This window comes from Mesorhizobium sp. WSM2561 (assembly GCF_000513915.1).
Classification (GTDB): Bacteria; Pseudomonadota; Alphaproteobacteria; order Rhizobiales; family Rhizobiaceae; genus Mesorhizobium; species Mesorhizobium muleiense.
Genome location: NZ_AZUX01000032.1, coordinates 44797 through 66469, shown reverse-complemented (window position 1 = coordinate 66469; position 21673 = coordinate 44797). Strand labels below are relative to the sequence as shown.

The following is a 21673-nucleotide window of genomic DNA, read 5'->3' as shown; positions in this document are numbered from 1 at the left end:
GGCCGCCCCATCTCAGCGAGAAAGCATGGACGACCAAAGATAATATCTGCAACGAATGGGCCGGCCTCAAGCTGGTTCGCATGGCTATTGAACAGACCTGCCCCATCTTCTGCCAGACTGTATCCGGTTTGCCCGCCACGGTGGCGGAGCTGGCGACTTCCAGCGCGGCGGCCGATCCGACCAGAAGACCCATTGCAGCAATAGTGGAAACCAAGGTTCTTGGTGTTCTTGTTTTCATCTGCGGGTTCCTCCCTACGATAGCCCGCCACCATCTATTTTCTCATGAATGTCGGCTTCCCGATAGAGACTCATGCCCGAATACAACGATGGCCGCGAAGGTCCGGATGTGAGCGCACCTTGCTCGTTCCAACAGCCTCCCCCGTACGGCAAATTTCACCCAAAGCGGTATTCCCTTTCGGGTACCAAGCGTCAGATTTTCACCACTAGCGCTTGGCAGCTAGAGCCTTTGCTTCCCGGAGCAACGATGCCCAATGGAGCCCGAGGAACAAGATAAGCTCTCGGGCCTGTTCTTCGGTGATGCCGGTTTCTTTGACCAAGCGTCGAACGACGATTTCCATGTTGTTCGGCGCTCTATCCTGTTCATCGGCCATAGGAGAAACTCCTTACGATGCTAACTTCGCTATCTGGCGCTTGTTCCCGAGCGCGTGGTAAAAAGCACCGAGCTGGCCCTAGCCGTAGAGGATCGTCCCACTGTGAAAACCGGGTAACGCATTGTTGGAGTCGTCCCTCTCTTCGGCCACGGCCTTACGGGCTGTCTTGAAAAGCCCGCGCCTCTGGCGGAGAGCGCGGGCCCCGATCGGGTGGGCCCGATCTGCAGCGGGCAGTGAGGAGCACGCCCACTGGTCACAGACAAGTATTAGAACTCTCTAAGTTCCACCCTGAATAGCACTTCGGAAATGATTGCAGAAGCATCGATACGTGCGCGGTGCTTGTGCGGTCGCGGCCAAGGAGCGCACCTGCCAAATGGAGTGAAATCCTTAGCCATTCCTTCATCCATCTTTCCTTAAATACCGGCATGGAATTGGGCGCCCGTATCTTGAGGTGGTTTGTCCGCTATCCGCGACGAGGCATCGGCACGAGCGGCAACGTTGCCATCATCTTTGCCCTGTCTTTGCCGATTGTTGTTGGTGGTGCGGCTCTCGGGGTCGAGACCTCCTATTGGTATTACAGCAGCCTGAAATTACAGGCGGTGGCCGACGCGGCAGCTTATGCTGGCGCTTTGGAAAAGGTTTCGGGATCCGACAAACCCGCGATTGTCTCGGCCGCGACGCTTTCAGCAGCCTCGAACGGTTTTGCAGCGTCGACAGGCACGATTAAAGTTTTCACACCCCCGTCATCCGGCCCAAACGTGGCGAAAAAGGCTGTCGAGGTCATCGTTCATCAGAACCTCGATCGATTTTTCACGTCGATATTCACGCAGAACGAGGTTGGCGCACGGGCAAGAGCGGTGGCTCTTATCACGGAGGCTTCAAAGGCCTGCGTTCTGGCGCTCAATCCTTCTGCTTCGAAAGCGGCCCTCTTTTCTGGCAATTCGACCACAAAACTGACGGGCTGCTCCATCATGTCGAATTCGATTGCTCCGGACGCCGTCAAGCTTCAGGGATCGGCAAGCCTTGATGTCGACTGCCTGATATCGGCCGGTGGGATGTCACTGGCCAATCCTGTGAAGACCGTCTGCACCAGCCTGATAACCCAGGCGTTGCCCGCTGCCGATCCTTTTGCCGACCTTCCGGCGCCACCGGCCACGAACCCCTGTCAAAACGGCAATCAGTCAACGTTGCAACCTGGAACATACTGCAGAGGACTCAGCTTGAGCGGCAATGTAACGCTCTCGCCCGGGGTATACGTCATTCAAGGTGGCGATTTCAAAGCGAACTCGAATGCAAACATTTCCGGCGAGGGAGTCATCATCTATCTGGCCGGTACCTCCGGCGTCACCATGAACGGCACTGCCACCGTCAAGCTTAGCGCACCGACATCAGGCAGCTATTCGGGTGTGCTATTTTACGGCGACAGAGCAAACTTAGCGGGATCGAGCACCTTCAATGGCACGGCGGACTCGCTTTTGACCGGCGCCATGTATTTTCCAACGCAGGCGGTCGATTACCTCGGCAATTTCTCGGGCAAAAATGGTTGCACACAGGTCGTCGCCAGCACCGTGCAGTGGTCCGGCAACACAAGCATCAATCAGGATTGCACCAGCCTCGGGATGCGTGAGATTCCGGCGACGCAGTCCGTTCGGCTCGTCGAGTAATCCTCCGTGGAACGGCGACCAGTCCGGATTTGTCGGAGCGATTCGGGTGTTGCGGCGGTGGAGTTTGCGCTGATTGTTCCGATCCTTTGCCTGGTACTTCTTGGCGTCATTAACGGCTGGTCTTTCGTATCAAGCTCGATGTCGATGCGTGCAGGCGTCAAAACGGCAGCAAATTTGGTGATGCAAGGAGAAGCCAATGACGCGGCAACCCAAGTCGTCGCCCTTTCGAGCGGGGAAAATCGTCCCGACGACGCGCAAGTGACATTGGGGCGCAAATATATGTGTGGGAGCACCGTGGCCGATCCATCGATCCTGTGCGACGGTTTGAAAGCTCCCTCGGTCTTCGTTGAAATACAGGCGACAGCCACCTGGTCTCCGCCCTTCGGCTTTGACGTGTTTTCCTTCTCGCGCGAGCTTAGGCATCAACAGGTGATTCGTGTTCGCTAAAGGAAGAGCATTTACGCGTGATGCGTCAGGCGGAGCTGCATTGGAATTCGCACTGCTCGCGCCTTTTCTGATGATGCTTTTGTTCGGGATTTTCGCATTCGGCTGGGCTTTGAACGCCATGTCGAGTGTTCGGTACACGCTGGAAACGTCCTCGCGTGCGCTGCAGATGAAGAACTCGCTGACGCAGGCCCAGTTACAAGCCATTGCCACAGAGAAATTACTGGCTTTAGGGTTGAAAGACGTCAAAGTGACGATTGGAATCGATCCCCCCAGCAGCGGTTTCCGCATGGCGCATCTGACCGCTACCTATGCTTTCGTCATCGAGTTCCCATATTTCGATCGGTATCCGATAAATTACGCAACGACAGTCACAGTTCCGTTGGTTGGAACATAAGCCTCGTTTGAGTCGGGCGCCGCGCCTAGTTCTCCATCCAAAAAACCCTGCAGCGAAGCGTTCCTCGCAGCTTAGATTCAAAGTCGCCGCAGCCGCTGACGATAACGATATGTTTATCAGGCAAGGCCTAATTATCTCGCAAACAACCCCATGAAGCGACGGTCGCCGGGGATTAGGCGAAATGGCTGAAGACGAACAGAGGGGCCAACGCAGGCAGCGCGTCTTCAAGGGCGCGACGATCCTGACCGGCATGACCAGGTCCGAGGGTCACCTGCACGGTGCGCAACATGCATGACGGCGGCGCCGAACTGAAGGTCTCGATCCACCCGCGCGTGCCCGACGAGTTCCTGCTCTATGTGCCGACCGACGGCATCGCCTACAAGGCAGTGGTCCGCTGGCGCCGCGAGGACCGCATCGGCATCATGTTCACCGGCACCGAGCAAAAGCCCCACTGGCACTACGGCTAATCCCTTTTAACCACGCCTCCTAGCCGTCTGCTGGGCGGCGATTGACCCCGGTCCTTTGGACGCCTTGTCCCTCGTCCAGAATTTGTGATTCCGGGGGTGCCACAAAGTGGCCCTCCCCAGCAGGTCAGCCGGCAACCATCGACCCTGACCAGAGCGACTATCTCTTGCGGGTCGGTAGCCTTGGCGATGAACTTTTCCATAAGCGAATGCCACATCGCACTCTGCCGGATAAACGCTTGTGTGAACCACGAAAGGCACGCCCAGCAGGACCAGCTGTAAGCCCAAACTGTCGTCTCAAGTCTTTGCTCCGACGCAAAAAACCCGCCGCACCTTTCAGCACGGCGGGCGATCAGTCGTTCACCAGGCACGAGGGTGGGCGGGGGGTGTGCCTGGGTCGTGGAAAATCCTACGCTCGCCGGCTGCATCGCGTCTAGCAACCGCCGGTTACACCTTTGGGCTTTCGTCTGTCGATTGTACGGTGGCACTTTGCCCTTTAGGAGCGTAGGGTCTCCCGGTCGCCCATACCTTTCCGGCAATTGAGCGCTTGAGAGCGAGCAACGTGCTTTCGCCCAATCAGGGGAGATGTACGATGCAGCAGCTATATTCCAACCTCGTCACTCACTACGAGAACGCGGTGTCTTTTCAAGACAGAGTTGTCGAGCATGAGCGCCGGTGCGGACATATCCTCCCGGAAAGCGAAGCCCTGCTAGAGATTCTGGCCGAGAATTTGGCCGAAGCCCGCCGCGCCCTCGATCGCGTGACGCACAGTCATCACTAGCTCACCGCCCGAAGCGGAATGGCGGCTTTTGGCGTCCGAAGAACGATAGCGGACGTTCAGCCCAGTGGGACCAAGGTCTGAAGCTGACGACATTCCCGGCTTTGAATTTGCTCTCGGAAAGCGGACCTTCACCGCAACCAGCAGATTTGACCCCTTGCTGACCTTCTTGAGCCGGTGCTCTTGCCAGAAAGCAGACATTGGCCGCGACCAGTGCTCATGATCCGTTCCCGACCTTTCCTACGAGGTAGGCAGGGGTCGGACTGATAGACTCGTTCACGAAGCGTCGGTACACTGCCGGACTGCTTTCAGATGAGAGCAATCGCCGCACATGACCGACGAACGCATCCAGCGTCGACTCGCCGCCGTAATGGCGGCCGATGTCGTTGGCTACAGCCGCCTCATGGAAACGGATGAGGCCGGCACGCTGGCCGCGCTCAAGTCCCGACGTAAGCAAGTGTTGCAGCCGTTGGTCGCCAGGCACCATGGCCGGGTCTTTAAGGTGACAGGCGACGGCGTGATGGTGGAGTTCGCCAGCGCCGTCAATGCTTTGCAATGCGCCATAGACGTGCAGCATGCGATGGCTGCCGCCAATGCCGCCCTGCCTGAGAAGCTCCGTATCGTGCTGCGCATTGGCGTCAATTTAGGTGATGTGATGCTCGAGGGCAGTGACCTTTATGGCGATGGCGTCAACATCGCTGCGCGACTGGAAACCACCGCCGAGCCAGGCGGCATCCTCATCTCCGGAACGATCTACGACCACGTCCGAAATAAGATCGAGGTTGGTTTCGAGGATCTCGGGGCCCAGACCGTGAAAAACATTGCCCTGCCAGTTCGCATCTACCGCGTTTCCGGCACGCCGCCTGTTGTGATTTCCATATCCAAGGCCATCACCGACAAGCCTTCGATTGCCGTTTTGCCATTCACGAACATGAGTAGCGATCCCGAGCAGGAGTACTTCGCTGACGGTCTGGCGGAAGACCTGATCACTGACTTGTCGAAAGTGCCGGGTCTGTTGGTGATCGCACGCAACTCCACATTCGCTTACAAGGGGAAGTCAGTCGATGTCCGCTCAGTCGCCAGGGATCTGAGGGTGCGTTATGTGCTTGAAGGAAGTGTGCGCAGGGAGAAGGCTAGGGTGCGGATCAATGCCCAGCTAATCGACGCGACGGACAGCAGTCACCTCTGGGCTGATCGCTTCGATCGCGATTTGGCGGACGTTTTCCTGTTGCAGGACGAGGTAGTCAGCACGATTGTAAGTGCCCTGTCCGGCGTGTTGCCGGCCGCTGTGACCTCCAGCTCACGTAGGACAGCAAGTCTCGAAGCGTATGACCTCTTCGCCCGCGGCCGCGTGCTGGTGGTTCAGTCGCCCGAAAGCAACAGGGCCGCTCCCGTGCTCTTGGAAAGGGCCATCGAACTCGATCCCGGCTTCGCCGATGCTCATGCTTGGCTTGCGATGAGCCACCATTTTGCCTGGGCGTATTGGCTAGATGCTCCAGAGCGCCATCATTCGCTGGCTCTGGCGGCAGCTCGGCGCGCCGTATCGCTTGATCCGGAAAATGCCGTGGCCCATGCAATCCTCGGCGACGTGCTGATCTACGATGGCAAGCCGGATGAAGGCGCGGCGGAGTTGGCCACTGCCCTTCGGGTCAACCCCAATCATGCCGATGCCTGGGCATTCCTGGGGCAACTGAAGGCATTCGAGGGAAAGGCTATCGAGGGCATCGGACATTTGCGCCACGCCATTCGCCTCAATCCGCACCCGCCGGGGTGGTACTTTTGGCTTCTCGGGCTCGCTCAATACGCAGCGGGTCAATACGCCGATGCGGTCGAAACACTCCGGCATGAGGCAACGCACCGGCTCGGCTCGCAACGTATCTTGGCTGCAAGTCTGGCGCGGCTCGGGCATATGGAAGAGGCCAGGGAGGAAGCAAGGCAGTTCCTCGCCTCGAATCAGGATTTCTCGATACAGCACTGGGCAAGCACACAACCGTTCCGGCACGAGGCCGATCGACAGCATTTCATCGATGGCTATGAAGACGCCGGCCTGCCACAGTAGGGCCGGACGTGGCCACAACCCCATCCGTGCAAATTTGGAAATCTAGCCTTGCTGACCATTCGCACAGCCACACTTGCCGACGCAGACGCCATTTGGAGCATACTCGAGCCCATCTTGCGGGCAGGCGAAACTTACGCGCTGCCGCCTGACTGGAGCCGATCCGACGCGCTGTCATACTGGTTTTCCCCGGATCACGAGGTGTTCGTCGCAGAGACCGACGAACTGGTGATGGGAACTTATTATCTGCACGCGAACCAACGGGGCGGCGGTGCCCACGTCGCCAACTGCGGTTATATAACCGCGCCGGACGCGGTCGGCCGGGGTGTTGCAACGGCGATGTGCCAGCATTCTCTGGGTCACGCGGCTGCGCGAGGCTTCCGGGCCATGCAGTTCAACTGTGTGGTCAGTACCAACGAACGCGCGGTCAAGCTTTGGCGTCATCTTGGATTCGACGTTGTCGGAACGATTCCGCAAGGTTTCGAGCATCCGGTTCTGGGGTTTGTGGACACGCTGGTAATGCACCGATCGCTCTGACTGCCTTCCGCAGGCGCATAGCAGCCCTAATACGCAATGTCCGGATGTGCGGCCGTCCGAGTACTTGCCTGAGTGGAAGGAAATCGCCCCAGCGAATCCTTTCGTTCGCCGCGGCCATGGGCCGGGCGATACCGCAGAGGATCTACGACCAGCAAGAAGGCCGCAGATGGCTGGCGGCGGACTGGCATGGACTCTATTCACCTCAGGCTGTCGAGCATTGCTTTAGCCTCTTTGAGGTCCGATGTCTCAAATCCCTCGGTGAACCACGCATAAACCGGCGCGAGCAGATCGCGTGCGTCGGCATGCTTGCCCTGCTCGCGCCAGAGCCTGGCAAGACCGGCGGCCGCACGCAACTCCCAGGACTTTGCGGATTGACGCCAGGCGATTTCGATCGCGTGCTCAAATGCGGCGCTCGCCTCATCTGGTCGTCCGTCCGGCAGGGCTGCCAAAAGCTGCCCGCGCAAGCGATACAGTTCGGCCTCCGGCCAACGCTCCCCTGTCCCCTCGACCACTGCCAGAGCCTCATCCAGTGCACCGAGCCCCCGTTGCATGTCCCCCGAGAGGGCACAAGCCTCGGCCAGCAGGCCAAGGAAGAACGGACGCATCCACGTCGCGCCGCTCTTCCCCCAATCCGCAAGCCCGCGCTGGATCGCTTCTATCCCGGCGGCCTCCTGACCGTGGCGAGCCATGGCCCAGCCCTGGACCACCGTCGCGCTGGCGGCCCATAGATCCAACTTGTGTTCCCGGGCCAGCTCCAGCAATGCCGCCGCGTGCGCCGCGGCCGCGCTGTCGTCGCGGCCGAAAGCCCCCACCAGCGCGCTGTACATCAGGGCAAACCCGAGGGTGTTCTTATGGCCGACCCGGTGGGCCAAGACCAATCCCTCGGCTTGTCGGCGGGATGCCTGATCCGGGTAGCCCAGCAGCCACAGCACCCAGGTCAGGTGGGCGAGCGCGGACACGCCAAGGTCCTGGCCAAAAACAAAGGCCGTCGAACCATGCCGTTCCGGGTCGTACAGCGCAACGGCACACTCGAGGTGCTCGCGGGCGGCGAGCAGCTCGCCCCCCACCTCATCTGTCGCGCCGCACATCCGGTGCGCCAAGCACAGCCGCTCCGGGTCTGGGTGCAGCTCGGCCAAGGCGAGAATTTGCCTGGCCAGCTTCTGCTGCTCGGGAAGCGCCATGCGTACGAATTGGACAGCCCAGAACCCATACAGCACAGGAAACTGTTGTGATGCGTCGCCTACGGCCTCTACCAACTCCTGCGCCCGGGCGAAAGCGGAGGCGGTCTCAGGTGCTGCGTGGCCGTACCGGGCAATGCACGCCTGACCAAGCATAGTCTGAAGATGAAGTTCGCGCTCTGCCCGGGCGCGGCTCTCGGGCAAGGTCCGCACGACGTCAATGCTCCGGGTGAGATGGCCGATGGCTTCCGCAACGGCCGAGCGCCTGAAGGTGCGTTCGCCAGCCCGCTGCCAGTAATCGGCGGCGTGCTCTATCGAGCCCGCTTGGGTGAAGTGATGGGCGAGCAGCTCCGGCTGGGTTTCGACCACGTCCGGCCACCGCTCTTCCAGCACCCTGGCGATCCGCGAGTGGAACTTCTGCCGTGTGCTGCGTAGCAGGCTCCCATAGGCGGCATCCTGAACGAGAGCGTGCTTGAAGGAGTAGATACCTTCGGGCGGGGTGCCGCGGCGGAACGCGAGACCGGCGCTTACGAGCTCGTCCAATCCTTGCGTCAATGCCGCCTCGGGAATTCCCGCCACCGCGGCCAGCAGCTCATTGCTGAACTCTCGGCCGATGACCGCGCCGATCTGTGCCACCTGTTTTGCGACCGGCAACCGATCCAACCGTGCCATCAGTGAAGCCTGCAAGGTGCTCGGCACCGGAAGCGCTGAACCAGCGCTATCGGGCAGACTGGCGCGTTCCAGCACGGCCTTGGTCAATTCCTCGATGAAGAGAGGTACGCCATCGGTCTGCGCCACAATCCGCTCCAGCATCCCCGCCGGAAGCGTCTGATCGACGACAACCTGACTTGCGAGCGTCGTCGCCTGGCGAGGGCCAAGCCGACTCAGCGCCATCAAGGTCACGCTGGCTTGGCCGACCCAAGGCGCATGAAACTCTGGCCGGAAGGAGATGATCACCATTACCGGCAAAGAGGCCACACGCATGATTAACCTGTCCAACAGCTCAAGCGAACTTGGGTCGGCCCAATGCGCGTCCTCGAACAGGATCAGCACGGGAGACCGACGTGCCCTTTCGTCCAGAATCCGGTTCAATGCTCCGAAGGTCTGCTCCTTCTTGCGCTCCGGACTGAGAGCCAGCGGCGGATACCGCTCTCCACCCGGCACGCCAAGCAACTCGGCAATGAGCGTCACTTCTTCGCGAGTTGCGCCGAGTGGGACAAGCAGGGCTTCCAGCTTGTCAAGCCGTGCGTCCGCAGACTCGCTGCGCACGAAACCCGCATCGTTCTGCCAGCGTGCGATGACGGGCTGTAGTGCGCTGTCGCGGTGATGCGGCGAGCAGAAATACTTGAGTCTGAGATGCGCCTCCCCGGCCACGCGCTCCTCGAGCGCAGCGATCAGGCGGGATTTGCCGATGCCGGGCTCGCCGGAGATGAGCACTACCTGCCCTTCGCCGTCCTTCGCTTGCTGCCAGCGGCGCAGCAGCAGATCGAGCTCGTCATCGCGCCCGATCAGCGGCGAGAGGGAGGCCGCGTGCATTGCCGCGAAGCGACTCTCAACCAAGGCTTCGCCAAGCACTTGCCACGCGCACACAGCGCCAGACAGGCCTTTGAGATGAAATTCGCCAAGCTCGCGGCACTCGAACAAGCCGCCGATGCGCCGCCGTGTTTGTGCGTCGATCACTGCGCATCCAGGATCAGCGAGGGATTGTAGGCGCGCGGCGAGGTTTGGGGTCTCGCCTATTACCGTCTGCTCCTGTGCGGCCCCGGCACCCAGCAGGTCGCCGACGACCGCGAGACCACTGGCTATGCCAATGCGAGCGACCAGCCGTTCGCCGGCTGACGCGGCCTGGCCGACCTCCTCCAGCGTAGCCAAGGCGGCGCGCACAGCGCGCTCGGGATCGGCTTCATCAGCTTGTGGCCAACCGAAGTAGACCAGGACCCCGTCGCCCATATACTTCGCCACGAAGCCGCCGTAGCGGCCAACTGTGTCAGCGACACTGCGATGGTAGGCTCCGATCACCTCGCGCATGTCCTCCGGATCCAGGCGGCCCGCGAGTGCCGTCGAGCCGACGACGTCAACGAACATGACCGTTAGCTGCCGCCGCTCAGCCTCTGGAAGCGGCGGGGCTGTGCCTGGGGCCGCCGCCAGGGATCTCGTGGTCGAGGTGGCCGCTGTATCCGAACTAGCGCGCAGGGCGTCGATGGCGGCGAGCAGCTTGCGGCGGTGACCGATCGATGTGACCCCGAGCGCCACGAGATCGTCGGCCGTAAGCTGGGGAAGCGTATCAGCTTCAATGTCGTTGTCGCGAAAAGCCGGCTCGTATTGCTGCAGGCCGAGGCTCAGTAGCCATGCCGCGATATCCACGCCCCTTCTCCTCTTCGGCTGCGGGGGCTGCCCTGTTCTCCAGACTATATCCCAAATTGATGGAGTAGGCGGAAATCTCTTTGAAAGAGGCCGCTGAAACGGAGAGGCGGTCTCTCGCCAGTCTTGGAATCCGATCAATCTGTCTTCCGCATCGCCTGCGCGAGCTGGACCCGGTCCCCCGCAACTAAGGGAAGGCCGTCGGCAAATTTGGTACGAACTGACACCCGGTTTCGCTCGAGTTCGCCCCAAGAGGGCGCAACCACCTCTTGCACAGCTTCTCGCAAGTCTACGGGCTCTACGTCTTTACCAGGCAAACTGTGACGTTCCACTCGCCGGGCAAGGAGGTTCTACCATGACCTTCACAAGCTGGCGACCGTGCTGGCATTCGACGCAGCATGCTGAAGAGTGGAAAGCCGTCGGTTTCGACAGCCACATTGCGAGTGCCGTCTTCTCCAATTGCCGTGTAAGGTTCTTTTCACACCCTCAGTGGTGGCGCTGAATAACACCTCGCGCTGACTATCTACGGTCATATGCCGGTAATTCCTCTGCCACCAGACCACCATTCGTACCACAGTTCATCCTCCGGAACTTCGTGGAGAAGGTTGGATTTCGGGTCCACTCCCTCTACCACCTTCAAAATTGCCCAAACAATTCTCCGGCCCCTTCATGGCTCCCGGAAGCCCAGCGTTTGTGGGATGTGCGGCCGAAAGCTGGGGAGAGCGGAAACAACCTTCCCATTCAATCTGCTCTCCGAATGTCCATCATTCTCCGAAGCTGGGGAGCCTTTTGGATCTTCGGTCCGGCCCATCCGCGGGCACAATCTTTGCGTTTCCGCCAACGGTTCCGCCAATGGCGTCTCTATGACTTGCCCGCAAGCACCGCCGCAACCTATAGGTTTGCAACTAGCCTTATGGTTTGCTAGCTTCACCGTAGGGATGAGGAGATGCGGATTTTGTACCGCCTTTGGAAGTGGCTCTTACGTCCGAAAGCACTGGGTGCCGGAGCGAACAGGGAGGAGCTTTCACCGAGTCATCCGTCCTCCATCAGCGAAGCACGTCTCCTGGACTTTTTGGCGAACACGACTGATGGTGTGTCGTTCTATGATCAGGACTTCCGCCTGACGCACTACGCAACCAACCTCAAAAGCATCCACAGCCGCCCGCTAGTTGCGGGCGTCGCTCTGTGGGAGATTTATCCGAACGTCGACACTGAGCTCATCGAAAAATTTGTTCCCGTGCTGCGCGGCGGCACTCCAATAAATGTCAATCTCCAGCGATCGCTGGGGGAGGCGCCCCGTTCCGCTGTCGTTTTCGGCGTTGCGAATGGAATTGGAATCATTGAATCCAGAGAAAGGGAGCAGGGCGGGCGAGGCTCACCGGAAGAGCAAGAGCGTATGATGCTCCTTCATCAGGCGACGCACGACGCATTAACCGGATTGCAGAACCGGCGGCGGTTCAGCGAAAACCTGCAACAAGCTCTGTCGGTGGTCGATGAGCCAAATGCCACTGCCCTGCTGCAAATCGACCTTGACGGTTTCAAAGCGGTCAATGACACACTCGGCCATGGCACGGGCGATACGTTGCTTCAACTGGCAGCAGGCCGGATCCGGGACACGCTGCAGGACGGCGAACTCGCATACCGGTTAGCTGGAGACGAGTTCGCCGTCATTCAATCGCGTACGGGACAGCCCGCCGAAGCGGAACGCCTCGCGGGTGCGTTGATTGAAGCATTCAAGGCGCCGTTTATGATCAACGACATCCCCGTCTTCGTCGGCGCGAGCATCGGAATTGCATTCGGACCGGGACACGCGACCGAGGGCGAGCAGTTGATGAAAGCCGCGGATATCGCCCTTTATGCAGCCAAAAGAGACGGACGCGGCTGTGCGCGAATTTTCAATCGCTCGATGCAGCTCCTGCTCGAACAGCGTGAAAACCTGAGGCGCAGTCTTCGAATGGCGCTGGACCGGAACGAGCTTTATCTTGAATATCAACCGCTCATTCGGGCTCCCGCGTCGGTCGTGGGCTTCGAAGCGCTGCTGCGATGGCGGCATCCCGAAGTCGGGACCATTCCTCCGAGCGTGTTCATACCGATCGCCGAAGCCGACGGTCTCATGGACGAGATTGGACGATGGGTGATCGAAGAAGCCTGCCGCCAAGCAACGAGATGGCCGTCTTCACTGACGGTCGCCGTGAACCTGTCGCCGGCGCAGTTCCTGAGCGGTTCGCTCACGGACACGGTTGCTCAGATCGTCGACGCAGTCGGAATCCGCGCCGACCGGCTTGAGCTCGAGATTACCGAAACCGTTCTTCTCGAGCAAACCGTCGACAACATTGACACACTGAATACCCTGAATGTCCTCGGGATAAGGATCGCGCTAGACGATTTCGGCACCTACTACTCCTCGTTGAGTTACCTTAAGAACTTCCCGTTCGACACATTGAAGATAGACCGATACTTCATAAAAGACTTAGAAACCGATCGAAAAAGTCAGACGATCGTGCGATCGATCATAGGCATGGCGCACGGCTTGGGGATAAGCGTCACCGCGGAGGGAGTTGAAACGCCGGGACAGGCACAGTGGCTGATCAGGGAAGACTGTGATTACCTGCAGGGCGACTTCCTGGGACGGCCACTCGGAGCCGAGGCAACGCGCGATTTCATCAGGCGATCTCCCAAGGAACTAATACGCGAAAGTGGGGACGAAATCTGGCGATCCAGCGTCCGACCCCATGCATAGCGGCGTGGACGAAATTGAGGGAAGCGAGGTAGAGCAATATGGATTTCCAGAGACAGGTCAACTGCCGTCCGGGAAGGGTTCGTCGCATCGCTTGACTAAAATGCAGCCAGAAACGAGTGAGGAACGCCAATGAATATTGCTTCTCATGACGAAGATGGCGAAGCAGTCTTTGAGACAATGATCCAGATCGATTTGGACGTCAAAACTTTTATGTCTGATTGGATACTCTGCGATCAACTCTCGACCTACTCGGCGCGAATGATCAGCCATAACAGAACTGACTCCGTACGGCATTCAAACCTCTTTTCCTCTGCGTTGAACGAATTATTGGAGGTCGCCTTTCGTACGCGGCATTACGGCGGTGAAATAGCCTGTAGGGTGTCCCGCCGGGGTGAGACGGACAGGATCGAACTGACATTCCCTTGCATGCCCGAAGAACGACAATTCTTTGAAGAAGCGGTGTTTCAAATTACGGGATCCGAGGCAATGGAGCGCTATCTCAACTCAGTGTCCGGAGACCTCGCGCCCAGTCGTGAAGTCGTTCTCTTGGAACTCGCCATCGACTACAACGCGACCCTTCGAGTCGAGCAAGTCGGCGCTGATATCATCACTCTTGTCGTCGATCTTCCGCTTGAGGGCATGCCAAGTTGAGCGCGTACAACCTTTTCCCGCGTTTCAGAGCGCAATACGATGTAAACGATCAGGAGTTCTCGATATCGGGAATACTGCGGCCCCAGTCGATCGATGAGCTTGCGCCCAGCATTGCCCTGTTGAAGGAATCAATCGCTCGTGTACGCGGCACCCTGTACGTAAACGTCAAACGATTGACGCAAATGAACAACACCGCATTTCATGCTTTCTCGCGGGTCATTATTGACGCCTGTCGCGCTCGACCAGATCTCAGGTTCGTACTCCTAACGTCAAGCGTTGTCGGGTGGACGACCAGAAAATTCGGGCGCCTGAACGGAATCGAAGCGAACATCACGGTTCAAGAGTATGACAGTGATTTCTATCCGGGGCAGAGCTTCCTCGAAGAAGGCGGGTTCATTCCGATCCTCCGCACACAGACGAAGATGACTTGGCGCCACGAGCGCACAATCTTGCCGCGACACGGCATGCAACCCGGTATCATCATGGCCGACATCTGTTGCGGAATTGGTGATTTCGCCGTACTCGTGCAGAAAGAATTTCAGCCGTCACGGATTGTCGCTCTCGACCATTCCAGATCAAGCCTTGCTTATGCGCGAAGCGTGGCTGCGGCGTTCGATATCGGAGGAATTGAATATACCTATGGCGACGCGTCAGAAATGCTGCTCGACCAAGATCAGTTTGACTTGGTCACATGCCGACACTCCCTGCAGGTGTTCAACAAGCCCGAACTGATTCTCAAGGAACTCTTTCGCATCTGCAAGCCGGGCGGACGCGTCTACATCACGAATGAAAAGAACTCGCACTGTCTGGGCGAACCGCGCGCCGATAGCATCCAGTGGACCTATAATGAAGTCGCCAAGCTTTGGGCGCACTTCCAGATGGATATCGAGCTTGGCCCCAAAAGCCGTCGATACCTGGTCGAAGCGGGGTTCGAAGACATTCGAGTCGAGTCTTTCGTGGTCACCAACCACGACGGCGATCCGCAGGACTTCGCAGATGTCGTCGCGGCATGGGAGAACGTCTATGCAGGCGAGATGGCGACAAAGCGAGGTGACCCGCCGGCGTTCATCAGACGGTTCCGACAGGGTTTCCAGGATCACATTTTCGCTGCGCTCCACCCCAAGGGATATGCCGGCTGGCCAATCTGGGTAGCATCGGGACGTAAGCCACTGTGAGCGACCCGTATGCCATTTCCCCCAAACCCTGGTCCGTTTTCCGGCCTAACAGCTTCCGCGCGAAATTCATAATCGTTGTAGGCGGGGCGGTGCTGTTCGACCTCCTGGTCGGTGGGAGCGTCGCCCTGTGGAACGTCAACCGGCTTTCCCGCGACGCGACGTATCAGATCGAGAACGGCCTCACCAAGGCGAGCCAGGAATACCTCCAGAATTATATCGAGACGACTGCTCTGCGCGCCGATCTCCTCTTCGACCAAATGCACTCCGAGGTTACCGCACTTGCAGGCTCCATGCAGAGACTGATCGATCATCCAGAGGCGAAGGAGGCAATCGGCAACGCGCTGGCGACGGACTCCTATTTCAATGCGCCGCTTATACATGACCCCAAGGGAAACTGGATGCAGAGCCCACAAGGGTCGCCTTCGGTCTTGAGTATCTGGGGATATCTTCTCTCCCCCGATGGCCGACCGAAGCCCGAAATTCTCCACAAAATTCAGGAGAGTGCGGCGTTCGACATTTTTGGCCCAAGCCAAATGGCAACAGGCGCTAGGAAGTTGCAGGTCTATTACGTTGGACCGAAGGCAGCACCTATCATGCGCACGACTCCTTACTCCGATCAGGCGCAAACCTTCGACAAGCTCTATCCGGGCCACAACAACGCAAATTTCTGGGATTTCTTCTTTCCTGGCGTCTATGAGGGCTGGCAGGGGTGGATCAGCGACCCGAATTCGCGCCCCGTAAAAGGCGATGACATCACGGCGACTGCCCCATATATCGATGCGATTACCGGTAAGCTCATAGTGAGTTTCTTCCATCCGCTCTGGACGAAGGACCGCAAGGATGTCGCCGGCATGGTCGCTTCCGACGTAACGCTCGATCAGCTCGCTGAGATCGTCGAAAGCGTGAAGGTCGCTGAGACGGGCTTCGGTTTTCTCACCATGTCGAATGGCAATGTGCTCGCGATCAAGCCCGAAGGCGAGAAAACGCTCGGGCTCAAGATTGCAAGCGGTGCGGCGGGTCAAGGCGTTACCGGACTCGATCGCTCGCTCAAAAAGAGTACGCATTCGGCCGTTGCGGCGCTCGAACTTCCTGCCGACGACAAGACGGTCATCAAGCATATTTCGATTTGGGAGGAGGATGGCGAAGCCGAACCTCACATCGTCGCGCTTCGCCGACTGGAGGCAGTCAATCTCTGGAACAGCACGGGGTCCATCACTGCCGAAAACCAGATGCTCGGCTTCGTCGTCCCGGAGCGGGAAATCTATGCTTCCCTACTTGCAGCGCAACAGAGCATTTCCAGCGCGACCAACCGGATCCTGGTCTCCCAGATCATCGCAATTATCATTTCGCTCCTGATTGTCTTTGCGGCTGTCTTCGGAATCTCAAAGCGGATCACCGCAGGCCTCAGCGCGCTTGCAGCAGCCGCAAAGCGGCTCCAGGCACAAGACTATTCAGTTCGAGTAAGCATTCCGACGCATGACGAAGTGGGAGAGGTGGGGGTCGCGTTCAACCGGATGGCGGAGGAGATCAGCTTCCATACGGAAAATCTCGAGCAAATCGTCGATGAAAGAACGAAGGAGCTTGAAGACGCAAATCAGGAGATTTCCGCCCTCAACAGCAAATTGCGAGATGAGAACCTCCGCCTTGGTGCAGAGCTTGCAGTTGCCAAACATATCCAGATGATGGTTCTGCCGAGAGCCAGCGAACTCGAAGCCATCCACGGGGTCGAAATCGCCGCTTATATGCGGCCGGCCGACGAGGTCGGCGGCGACTACTACGACGTCTTGCAAGAGGGATCGCGGGTCAAGATCGGGATCGGCGATGTGACAGGCCACGGGCTCGAAAGCGGTGTGCTGATGCTGATGGTTCAATCCGTTGCACGCGCACTGCAGGAGACTGGCGAGGACAATCCACGTCAGTTTCTCGATCGACTGAACAGAGCCATCTATAAAAATATCGAACGGACCAACACCGACAAGCATCTCTCGCTGGCCTTTCTTGACTTGGAGAATGGGAGGGTGACCCTGTCAGGGCAGCATGAGGAGGTTCTCGTCGTTCGTGCAAATGGAGAGATCGAGCGTATCGATACCGCCAATCTTGGTCTGCCGATCGGCCTCGAACGCAACATCTTGCCGTTTATCGCAACGCGCGACATTCCGTTCAACAGCGGCGATGTGATCGTGCTCCACACGGATGGTGTGACCGAGGCGGAAGATCAGGAGGGAAAATTGTTCGGTTTGATACGCCTCTCTAACAGTGCGCGCCACTATCATCGCGGGAGCGCCGAGGAGATCAAAACTGGAATTATTGAGGACCTGATGGCCCATATCGGAACACAGAAAATCCACGACGACATCACGCTCGTGATCATGAGGCACAAGTAGGAATGACAACACTGTTCGGAACAGCCGACTTTGCAATTGGAATGAGAGAGAGCGTCAGCCGCGTGCGATTGTTCGATGGACCTCTCGACCTGAGTTGGCATCATTGCGCTACTACTTCGGACTTCATCGCGGACGTTTTTGCCCTGCGCTTCCAGTCTTCTCGCAATGACTACAGGGAAGTGCGACACAGCATTGGCTATCTAGTCAACGAACTGATTGAAAATGCGGTCAAGTTTCGTGCGCCAGGCGAGATCACGATCGAGGCGGCCATGGAATCGGAAAGTTTTAAAATCAAGGTTTCGAATGTTGTTGACGTCGAAACGACCGCTAAATTTCAAAATCTTCTGTCGGAGATCACAGCCGGCGATCCGGGTGAGCTCCTGATCCAGCGAATCGAAGAGAATGCCGCGGACCCTCAGACAACAAATTCCGGTCTTGGATTGCTGACGTTGATGAGCGACTATGGCGCGAGCCTGGCTTGGGTCTTCAGCCCCGCCGACGAAAGGGACCAGGTTCGCCTGGAAACATATGCTTCAATTCTGGTATCAGAAACTTATAACTAAAACGAAATGAAGACAAAATCGTGGACATAACAACGACAAATTATCGCGTGTGGAACGAAGGAAGCGATGTTTATTTTGACGGCGTAATGAGGTTGTCCAGTTCTGAGGCCTATGCGCCCATTTTGCAGCTAATGATGAATGTCCTTACCTCAAATCCTACTACTATAACGATACATGTATCAGACTTGGAGTTCCTTAACTCGTCGGGCATCAATTTATTGGCCAAATTTACCATAGAGGTCAGAAAGCATCCAGAGATCCAACTCATTGTCCGGGGAAGCTCGGAAATACCTTGGCAGTCGAAATCGCTGCCAAATCTCAAAAAACTACATCCTGCGATGGTACTCTTCGTTGGCTGACAGGCGGTTTATCCAGGCGTCAAAGACCATTCGGCTACACTTTCCGGACGTCTGCCTTTTGAGATGCGAATCGAATTCGTGTGCAAAGGACGGGAGCGGGCTCATACGCTCTGGCATCCGGCTGAATGCCGCTTCCGAGGCGGCGGCCGGAAGGCCGGTCAGAGTCATGACTTCCGGTACGGCTGAACGTCGGCTTTGGAGACGCCATATCGCGGCTCCAAACCAGGACCGTTCCGTCCTTACGCTGCCTGCACGTTTTTCGAGATCCGCGCCCACTCCGGAATCCAGTCGCGGTGTGCGGCGAGCAGGTCGTCGACCAGCGACCAGATCTGGTCGAGATCGAGCTCGGCGGCGGTATGCGGATCCATCATCGCCGCGTGATAAAGATGCTCGCGGTTTTCTGTCATCAAGGCCGCGACAGTCAGTTCCTGCACATTGACATTGGTGCGGATGATCGCCGTCAGTTGCGGCGGCAAGGCGCCGATGAAGGTCGGCTGGATGCCGGACGCATCGACCAGGCACGGCACTTCGGCCGCGCAATTTTCCGGCAGCGAGGTGATGCACCCATTGTTGCGGACATTGCCGTAAATAACCGAGGGCTCGCCGGTCCAGACCGAGTTCATGATCGAGGAAGCATATTCATGGCTCTCCTCGATCTCGATGTTCTCGGCGCTCCGGTAGGCGGCCGCCTGCCCTTTCCAACGCTCGATCTGCTCGATGCAGCGCTTGGGATATTCATCGAGCGGAATGCCGAACTTCTCGATCAGATCGGGCCTGCCGTCCTTGATGAAATAGGGCGTGTACTCGGCGAAATGCTCCGAGCTTTCGGTGACGAAATAGCCGAGGCGGGTCAGCACCTCGTAACGCACCTTGTTCGGGCAGCGCGGATTCCAGTGGCTGGGTTTCGGAAATCGCCCGTCGCGGTAACCGCGCGCGAGATCCGGATAAAGGTCGCGGTAGCTGCCATCGGCCTGCCGATGCTCGAATTTCAGGTAGAAGGCCATGTGGTTGATGCCGGCGGCACGGTAACGGATTTCATCGAGCGGGATTTCGAGATCTCGGGCGAGCTCGAAAGCCGTCCCCTGCACCGAATGGCAGAGACCGACCTGCTTGATGAGCGGATACTTTTCCGCAATCGCCCAGGTGTTGATCGCCATCGGGTTGACGTATTGCAGGAGGATGGCGTCGGGGCAGATTGCCATCATGTCTTCACAGATTTTCCAGAGATGCGGCACGGTGCGCAAACCCCGCATGATGCCGCCAACACCGAGCGTATCGGCGATCGTCTGGCGCAGGCCGTATTTCTTCGGCACCTCGAAATCAGTGACCGTGCAGGGCTCGTAGCCGCCGATCTGGAAGGCAACGACGACGAAGTCCGCGCCTTCTAGGGCCTTGCGCTGGCTGGAATGCGTCTCGATGGTCGCCGCAGCACCAAGCGTCTTGACCAGCTTTCCGGCGACGATCTCGCTTTCTTCGAGGCGCTGCGGATTGACGTCCATCAGCGCGATGGTAGCGCCCGAAAGTGACGGCCGCTGCAGCACATCGCCGATGACATTCTTCATGAAGACGGTGGAACCGGCCCCGATGAACGTGATTTTGGGTTGTCTCGTCATGAATTGCGCCTCTTGTCTGCGATTATGCGGCTACCTCGAACGCGGCCTTGACGAGCCGTTCAGTGTAGGCGGTCCTCGGATGGGAAAGAACCTCGTCGACGGGTCCCTCCTCGACGATTTTACCGTGCTGCATCACCACGACCCGATGACAGAGCGCGCGTACGACCTTGAGATCGTGGGAAATGAAGAGATAGCTCAGGCCGCGCTCGTCCTGCAGCTTGCGCAGGAGGTCGATGATCTGGGCCTGAACGGAGAGATCGAGCGCCGATGTTGGCTCGTCGAGCAGGATGAATTCCGGTTCGAGTGCGATTGCCCGCGCAATAGCGATGCGCTGGCGCTGTCCGCCGGAAAACTCGTGCGGAAAGCGCGACAGGATGTTGTGCGGAAGCCCGGCGCTGACAAGCGCCTGCTCCACGCGCTGCAACCGATCACTTTTGTCGTCGCCGAGCCGATTGACGATCAGCCCCTCCTCGATGATCTGGCCGACCGACATGCGCGGATTGAGCGAGGAGAACGGATCCTGAAAGACGACCTGCATGCGCGATCTGAGCGGCCGCATCTGGTCACGTGTCCTTGCGTGGATCGGTTCGCCGTCGAAGAAGATTTCGCCGCCGTCGGCCGTCAGGAGCTTCACCAGCGCCTGCCCGAACGTCGTCTTGCCGGACCCGGATTCGCCGACCAGCCCCAGCGTTTCGTACCGGTGAAGCTTTAGGCTGAGGCTGTCGACGGCGACGAGTTCCTTGAGCCGCGGCTTGAAAAACCCGCCATGCTTTAGCATGAACGACACCCGCACATTGCTGCCCTCGAGAATGACGGCTGAGTCCACCGGCGTCGGATTGGCCATGCCCTTTGGTTCGGACGCCAGAAGATGGCGCGTATAGGGATGCTGCGGGTTCTTGAAGAGCGCTTCAGTGGTGTTGTGCTCCTTCACCTCGCCCTGGCTCATGACATAGACGTAGTCGGAAAACTGGCGAACGACCGTCAGATCGTGAGTGATCAGGATTACCGCCATACCGAGCTTCTGCTGCAGATCACGGATGAGGTTGAGGATCTGCGCCTGCACGGTGACGTCGAGTGCCGTCGTGGGTTCGTCGGCGATGAGTACGTCCGGATTATTGGCGAGCGCCATGGCGATCATGACGCGCTGGCGCTGACCGCCTGAAAGCTGGTGCGGATATTGGTTGAAGCGGCTTTCCGGGTCCGGAATCTGCACCTGCCGCAACAGCTCCAGCGTACGCTCCGCAGCTTGCCTGCGGCTCGTCTTCTGATGAACGCGGATCGCCTCGATGATCTGCGCGCCGACCGTGTAGACCGGATTGAGCGAGCTCATCGGCTCCTGGAATATCATCGAAATGCGGTCGCCGCGCAGCGCCCGGCGCTGCCGGTCGGAGAATTTCAGCACATTCTTCCCATCATATTCGATCCGCGAGTGCACGGCCACGGTGGCCCGCTTGGTGAGCAGGCCCATGACCGTGCGCGCCGTCACCGACTTGCCGGAGCCGGATTCTCCCACCACAGCGATGGTCTCGCCGCGATAGAGCTGAAACGAGACATCCTTGACCGCGTCGACGGTTCCGCCTTCTACCTTGAAGGTCACCGCGACATTGCGGGCGTCGATGATCGGACTGCCGGTCCTCACCGCATGATCGTGACGTTCGTCCGGCGCCATCGAGGTCTTTTCCGTCAGAGCCATGGTGC

The 21673-nt window shown here is 58.6% G+C and carries 16 protein-coding genes and 1 pseudogene; 12 read left to right on the top strand and 5 right to left on the bottom strand.

Features of this window, described 5'->3' with window-relative positions; translation table 11 throughout:
* Positions 1 to 443: 443 nt before the first annotated feature.
* Positions 444 to 611: a hypothetical protein gene (locus M727_RS42480; protein ID WP_198032687.1), complete on the bottom strand. Its 168-nt coding sequence runs from the start codon at positions 609 to 611 to the stop codon at positions 444 to 446.
* Positions 612 to 1036: 425 nt separating this feature from the next.
* On the opposite strand from M727_RS42480, the gene M727_RS0124415 reads away from it, so the two are divergent.
* The 4 genes and pseudogenes from M727_RS0124415 to M727_RS37185 all read left to right on the top strand — a co-directional run bounded on the left by M727_RS0124415 (position 1037) and on the right by M727_RS37185 (position 3583).
* A complete protein-coding gene (locus M727_RS0124415; protein ID WP_051505700.1) occupies positions 1037 to 2275 on the top strand; it encodes a pilus assembly protein TadG-related protein in 1239 nt (412 codons plus the stop codon).
* Positions 2276 to 2332: 57 nt separating this feature from the next.
* Positions 2333 to 2722 (top strand): pilus assembly protein, encoded by a 390-nt coding sequence (locus tag M727_RS0124410; RefSeq protein WP_245268976.1) that lies wholly within the window; start codon positions 2333 to 2335, stop codon positions 2720 to 2722.
* Between the two features lie 40 nt (positions 2723 to 2762).
* Positions 2763 to 3116, top strand: a complete 354-nt coding sequence (locus M727_RS0124405; protein WP_245268938.1) for a TadE/TadG family type IV pilus assembly protein — start codon at positions 2763 to 2765, stop codon at positions 3114 to 3116.
* Positions 3117 to 3297: 181 nt separating this feature from the next.
* A pseudogene (locus tag M727_RS37185) lies at positions 3298 to 3583 on the top strand (PilZ domain-containing protein).
* Between the two features lie 706 nt (positions 3584 to 4289).
* Here the strand turns inward: M727_RS37185 and M727_RS41710 are convergent.
* Positions 4290 to 4559, bottom strand: coding sequence for a hypothetical protein (locus M727_RS41710; protein ID WP_156941601.1), 270 nt, complete (start codon positions 4557 to 4559; stop codon positions 4290 to 4292).
* A gap of 130 nt (positions 4560 to 4689) precedes the next feature.
* Between M727_RS41710 and M727_RS0124390 the strand changes: the two genes are divergently transcribed.
* Positions 4690 to 6417 carry an adenylate/guanylate cyclase domain-containing protein gene (locus M727_RS0124390; protein ID WP_027154857.1) on the top strand — a complete coding sequence of 576 codons (1728 nt, stop codon included), beginning with the start codon at positions 4690 to 4692 and terminating at the stop codon, positions 6415 to 6417.
* A 51-nt stretch (positions 6418 to 6468) separates the two neighbouring features.
* The gene (locus M727_RS0124385) at positions 6469 to 6951 is read left to right on the top strand and encodes an N-acetyltransferase (RefSeq protein ID WP_027154856.1); all 483 of its coding nucleotides are present in this window, start codon (positions 6469 to 6471) and stop codon (positions 6949 to 6951) included.
* Between the two features lie 197 nt (positions 6952 to 7148).
* Here the strand turns inward: M727_RS0124385 and M727_RS0124380 are convergent, their stop codons facing one another.
* Complete coding sequence (locus tag M727_RS0124380) at positions 7149 to 10493, bottom strand: AAA family ATPase (protein WP_027154855.1); 3345 nt, start codon at positions 10491 to 10493, stop codon at positions 7149 to 7151.
* Between the two features lie 943 nt (positions 10494 to 11436).
* Between M727_RS0124380 and M727_RS0124375 the strand changes: the two genes are divergently transcribed.
* From M727_RS0124375 to M727_RS43185, 6 genes are all read left to right on the top strand, one after another.
* Positions 11437 to 13230, top strand: coding sequence for an EAL domain-containing protein (locus M727_RS0124375; RefSeq protein WP_084646862.1), 1794 nt, complete (start codon positions 11437 to 11439; stop codon positions 13228 to 13230).
* A 129-nt stretch (positions 13231 to 13359) separates the two neighbouring features.
* Entirely contained in the window at positions 13360 to 13881 is a 522-nt protein-coding gene (locus M727_RS0124370; protein WP_027154853.1) for a hypothetical protein, read from the top strand.
* Positions 13878 to 15056 carry a class I SAM-dependent methyltransferase gene (locus tag M727_RS0124365; RefSeq protein ID WP_027154852.1) on the top strand — a complete coding sequence of 393 codons (1179 nt, stop codon included), beginning with the start codon at positions 13878 to 13880 and terminating at the stop codon, positions 15054 to 15056. Before M727_RS0124370 ends, M727_RS0124365 begins: the two co-directional genes overlap by 4 nt.
* A 14-nt stretch (positions 15057 to 15070) precedes the next feature.
* Entirely contained in the window at positions 15071 to 17440 is a 2370-nt protein-coding gene (locus M727_RS0124360; RefSeq protein ID WP_027154851.1) for a SpoIIE family protein phosphatase, read from the top strand.
* A 2-nt stretch (positions 17441 to 17442) separates the two neighbouring features.
* Positions 17443 to 18003 carry an ATP-binding protein gene (locus M727_RS0124355; RefSeq protein ID WP_027154850.1) on the top strand — a complete coding sequence of 187 codons (561 nt, stop codon included), beginning with the start codon at positions 17443 to 17445 and terminating at the stop codon, positions 18001 to 18003.
* Positions 18004 to 18023: 20 nt separating this feature from the next.
* Positions 18024 to 18362, top strand: coding sequence for a hypothetical protein (locus M727_RS43185; RefSeq protein ID WP_023797948.1), 339 nt, complete (start codon positions 18024 to 18026; stop codon positions 18360 to 18362).
* A gap of 239 nt (positions 18363 to 18601) precedes the next feature.
* Here M727_RS43185 and M727_RS0124345 read toward each other — a convergent pair whose 3' ends face one another.
* Both M727_RS0124345 and M727_RS0124340 read right to left on the bottom strand, forming a co-directional pair.
* Positions 18602 to 19975, bottom strand: a complete 1374-nt coding sequence (locus tag M727_RS0124345; RefSeq protein ID WP_027154849.1) for an alpha-glucosidase/alpha-galactosidase — start codon at positions 19973 to 19975, stop codon at positions 18602 to 18604.
* A gap of 22 nt (positions 19976 to 19997) precedes the next feature.
* Complete coding sequence (locus M727_RS0124340; protein WP_027154848.1) at positions 19998 to 21668, bottom strand: ABC transporter ATP-binding protein; 1671 nt, start codon at positions 21666 to 21668, stop codon at positions 19998 to 20000.
* Positions 21669 to 21673 lie beyond the last annotated feature (5 nt).

Excerpts from the sequence above, each read along its gene's own strand:
- M727_RS0124340 (WP_027154848.1), bottom strand. The coding sequence starts at position 21,668 with ATGGCTCTGACGGAAAAGACCTCGATGGCGCCGGACGAACGTCACGAT.
- M727_RS0124345 (WP_027154849.1), bottom strand. The coding sequence starts at position 19,975 with ATGACGAGACAACCCAAAATCACGTTCATCGGGGCCGGTTCCACCGTC.
- M727_RS0124370 (WP_027154853.1), top strand. The coding sequence starts at position 13,360 with ATGAATATTGCTTCTCATGACGAAGATGGCGAAGCAGTCTTTGAGACA.
- M727_RS0124355 (WP_027154850.1), top strand. The coding sequence starts at position 17,443 with ATGACAACACTGTTCGGAACAGCCGACTTTGCAATTGGAATGAGAGAG.
- M727_RS41710 (WP_156941601.1), bottom strand. The coding sequence starts at position 4,559 with ATGTCTGCTTTCTGGCAAGAGCACCGGCTCAAGAAGGTCAGCAAGGGG.
- M727_RS0124375 (WP_084646862.1), top strand. The coding sequence starts at position 11,437 with ATGCGGATTTTGTACCGCCTTTGGAAGTGGCTCTTACGTCCGAAAGCA.
- M727_RS0124415 (WP_051505700.1), top strand. The coding sequence starts at position 1,037 with ATGGAATTGGGCGCCCGTATCTTGAGGTGGTTTGTCCGCTATCCGCGA.
- M727_RS42480 (WP_198032687.1), bottom strand. The coding sequence starts at position 611 with ATGGCCGATGAACAGGATAGAGCGCCGAACAACATGGAAATCGTCGTT.
- M727_RS0124390 (WP_027154857.1), top strand. The coding sequence starts at position 4,690 with ATGACCGACGAACGCATCCAGCGTCGACTCGCCGCCGTAATGGCGGCC.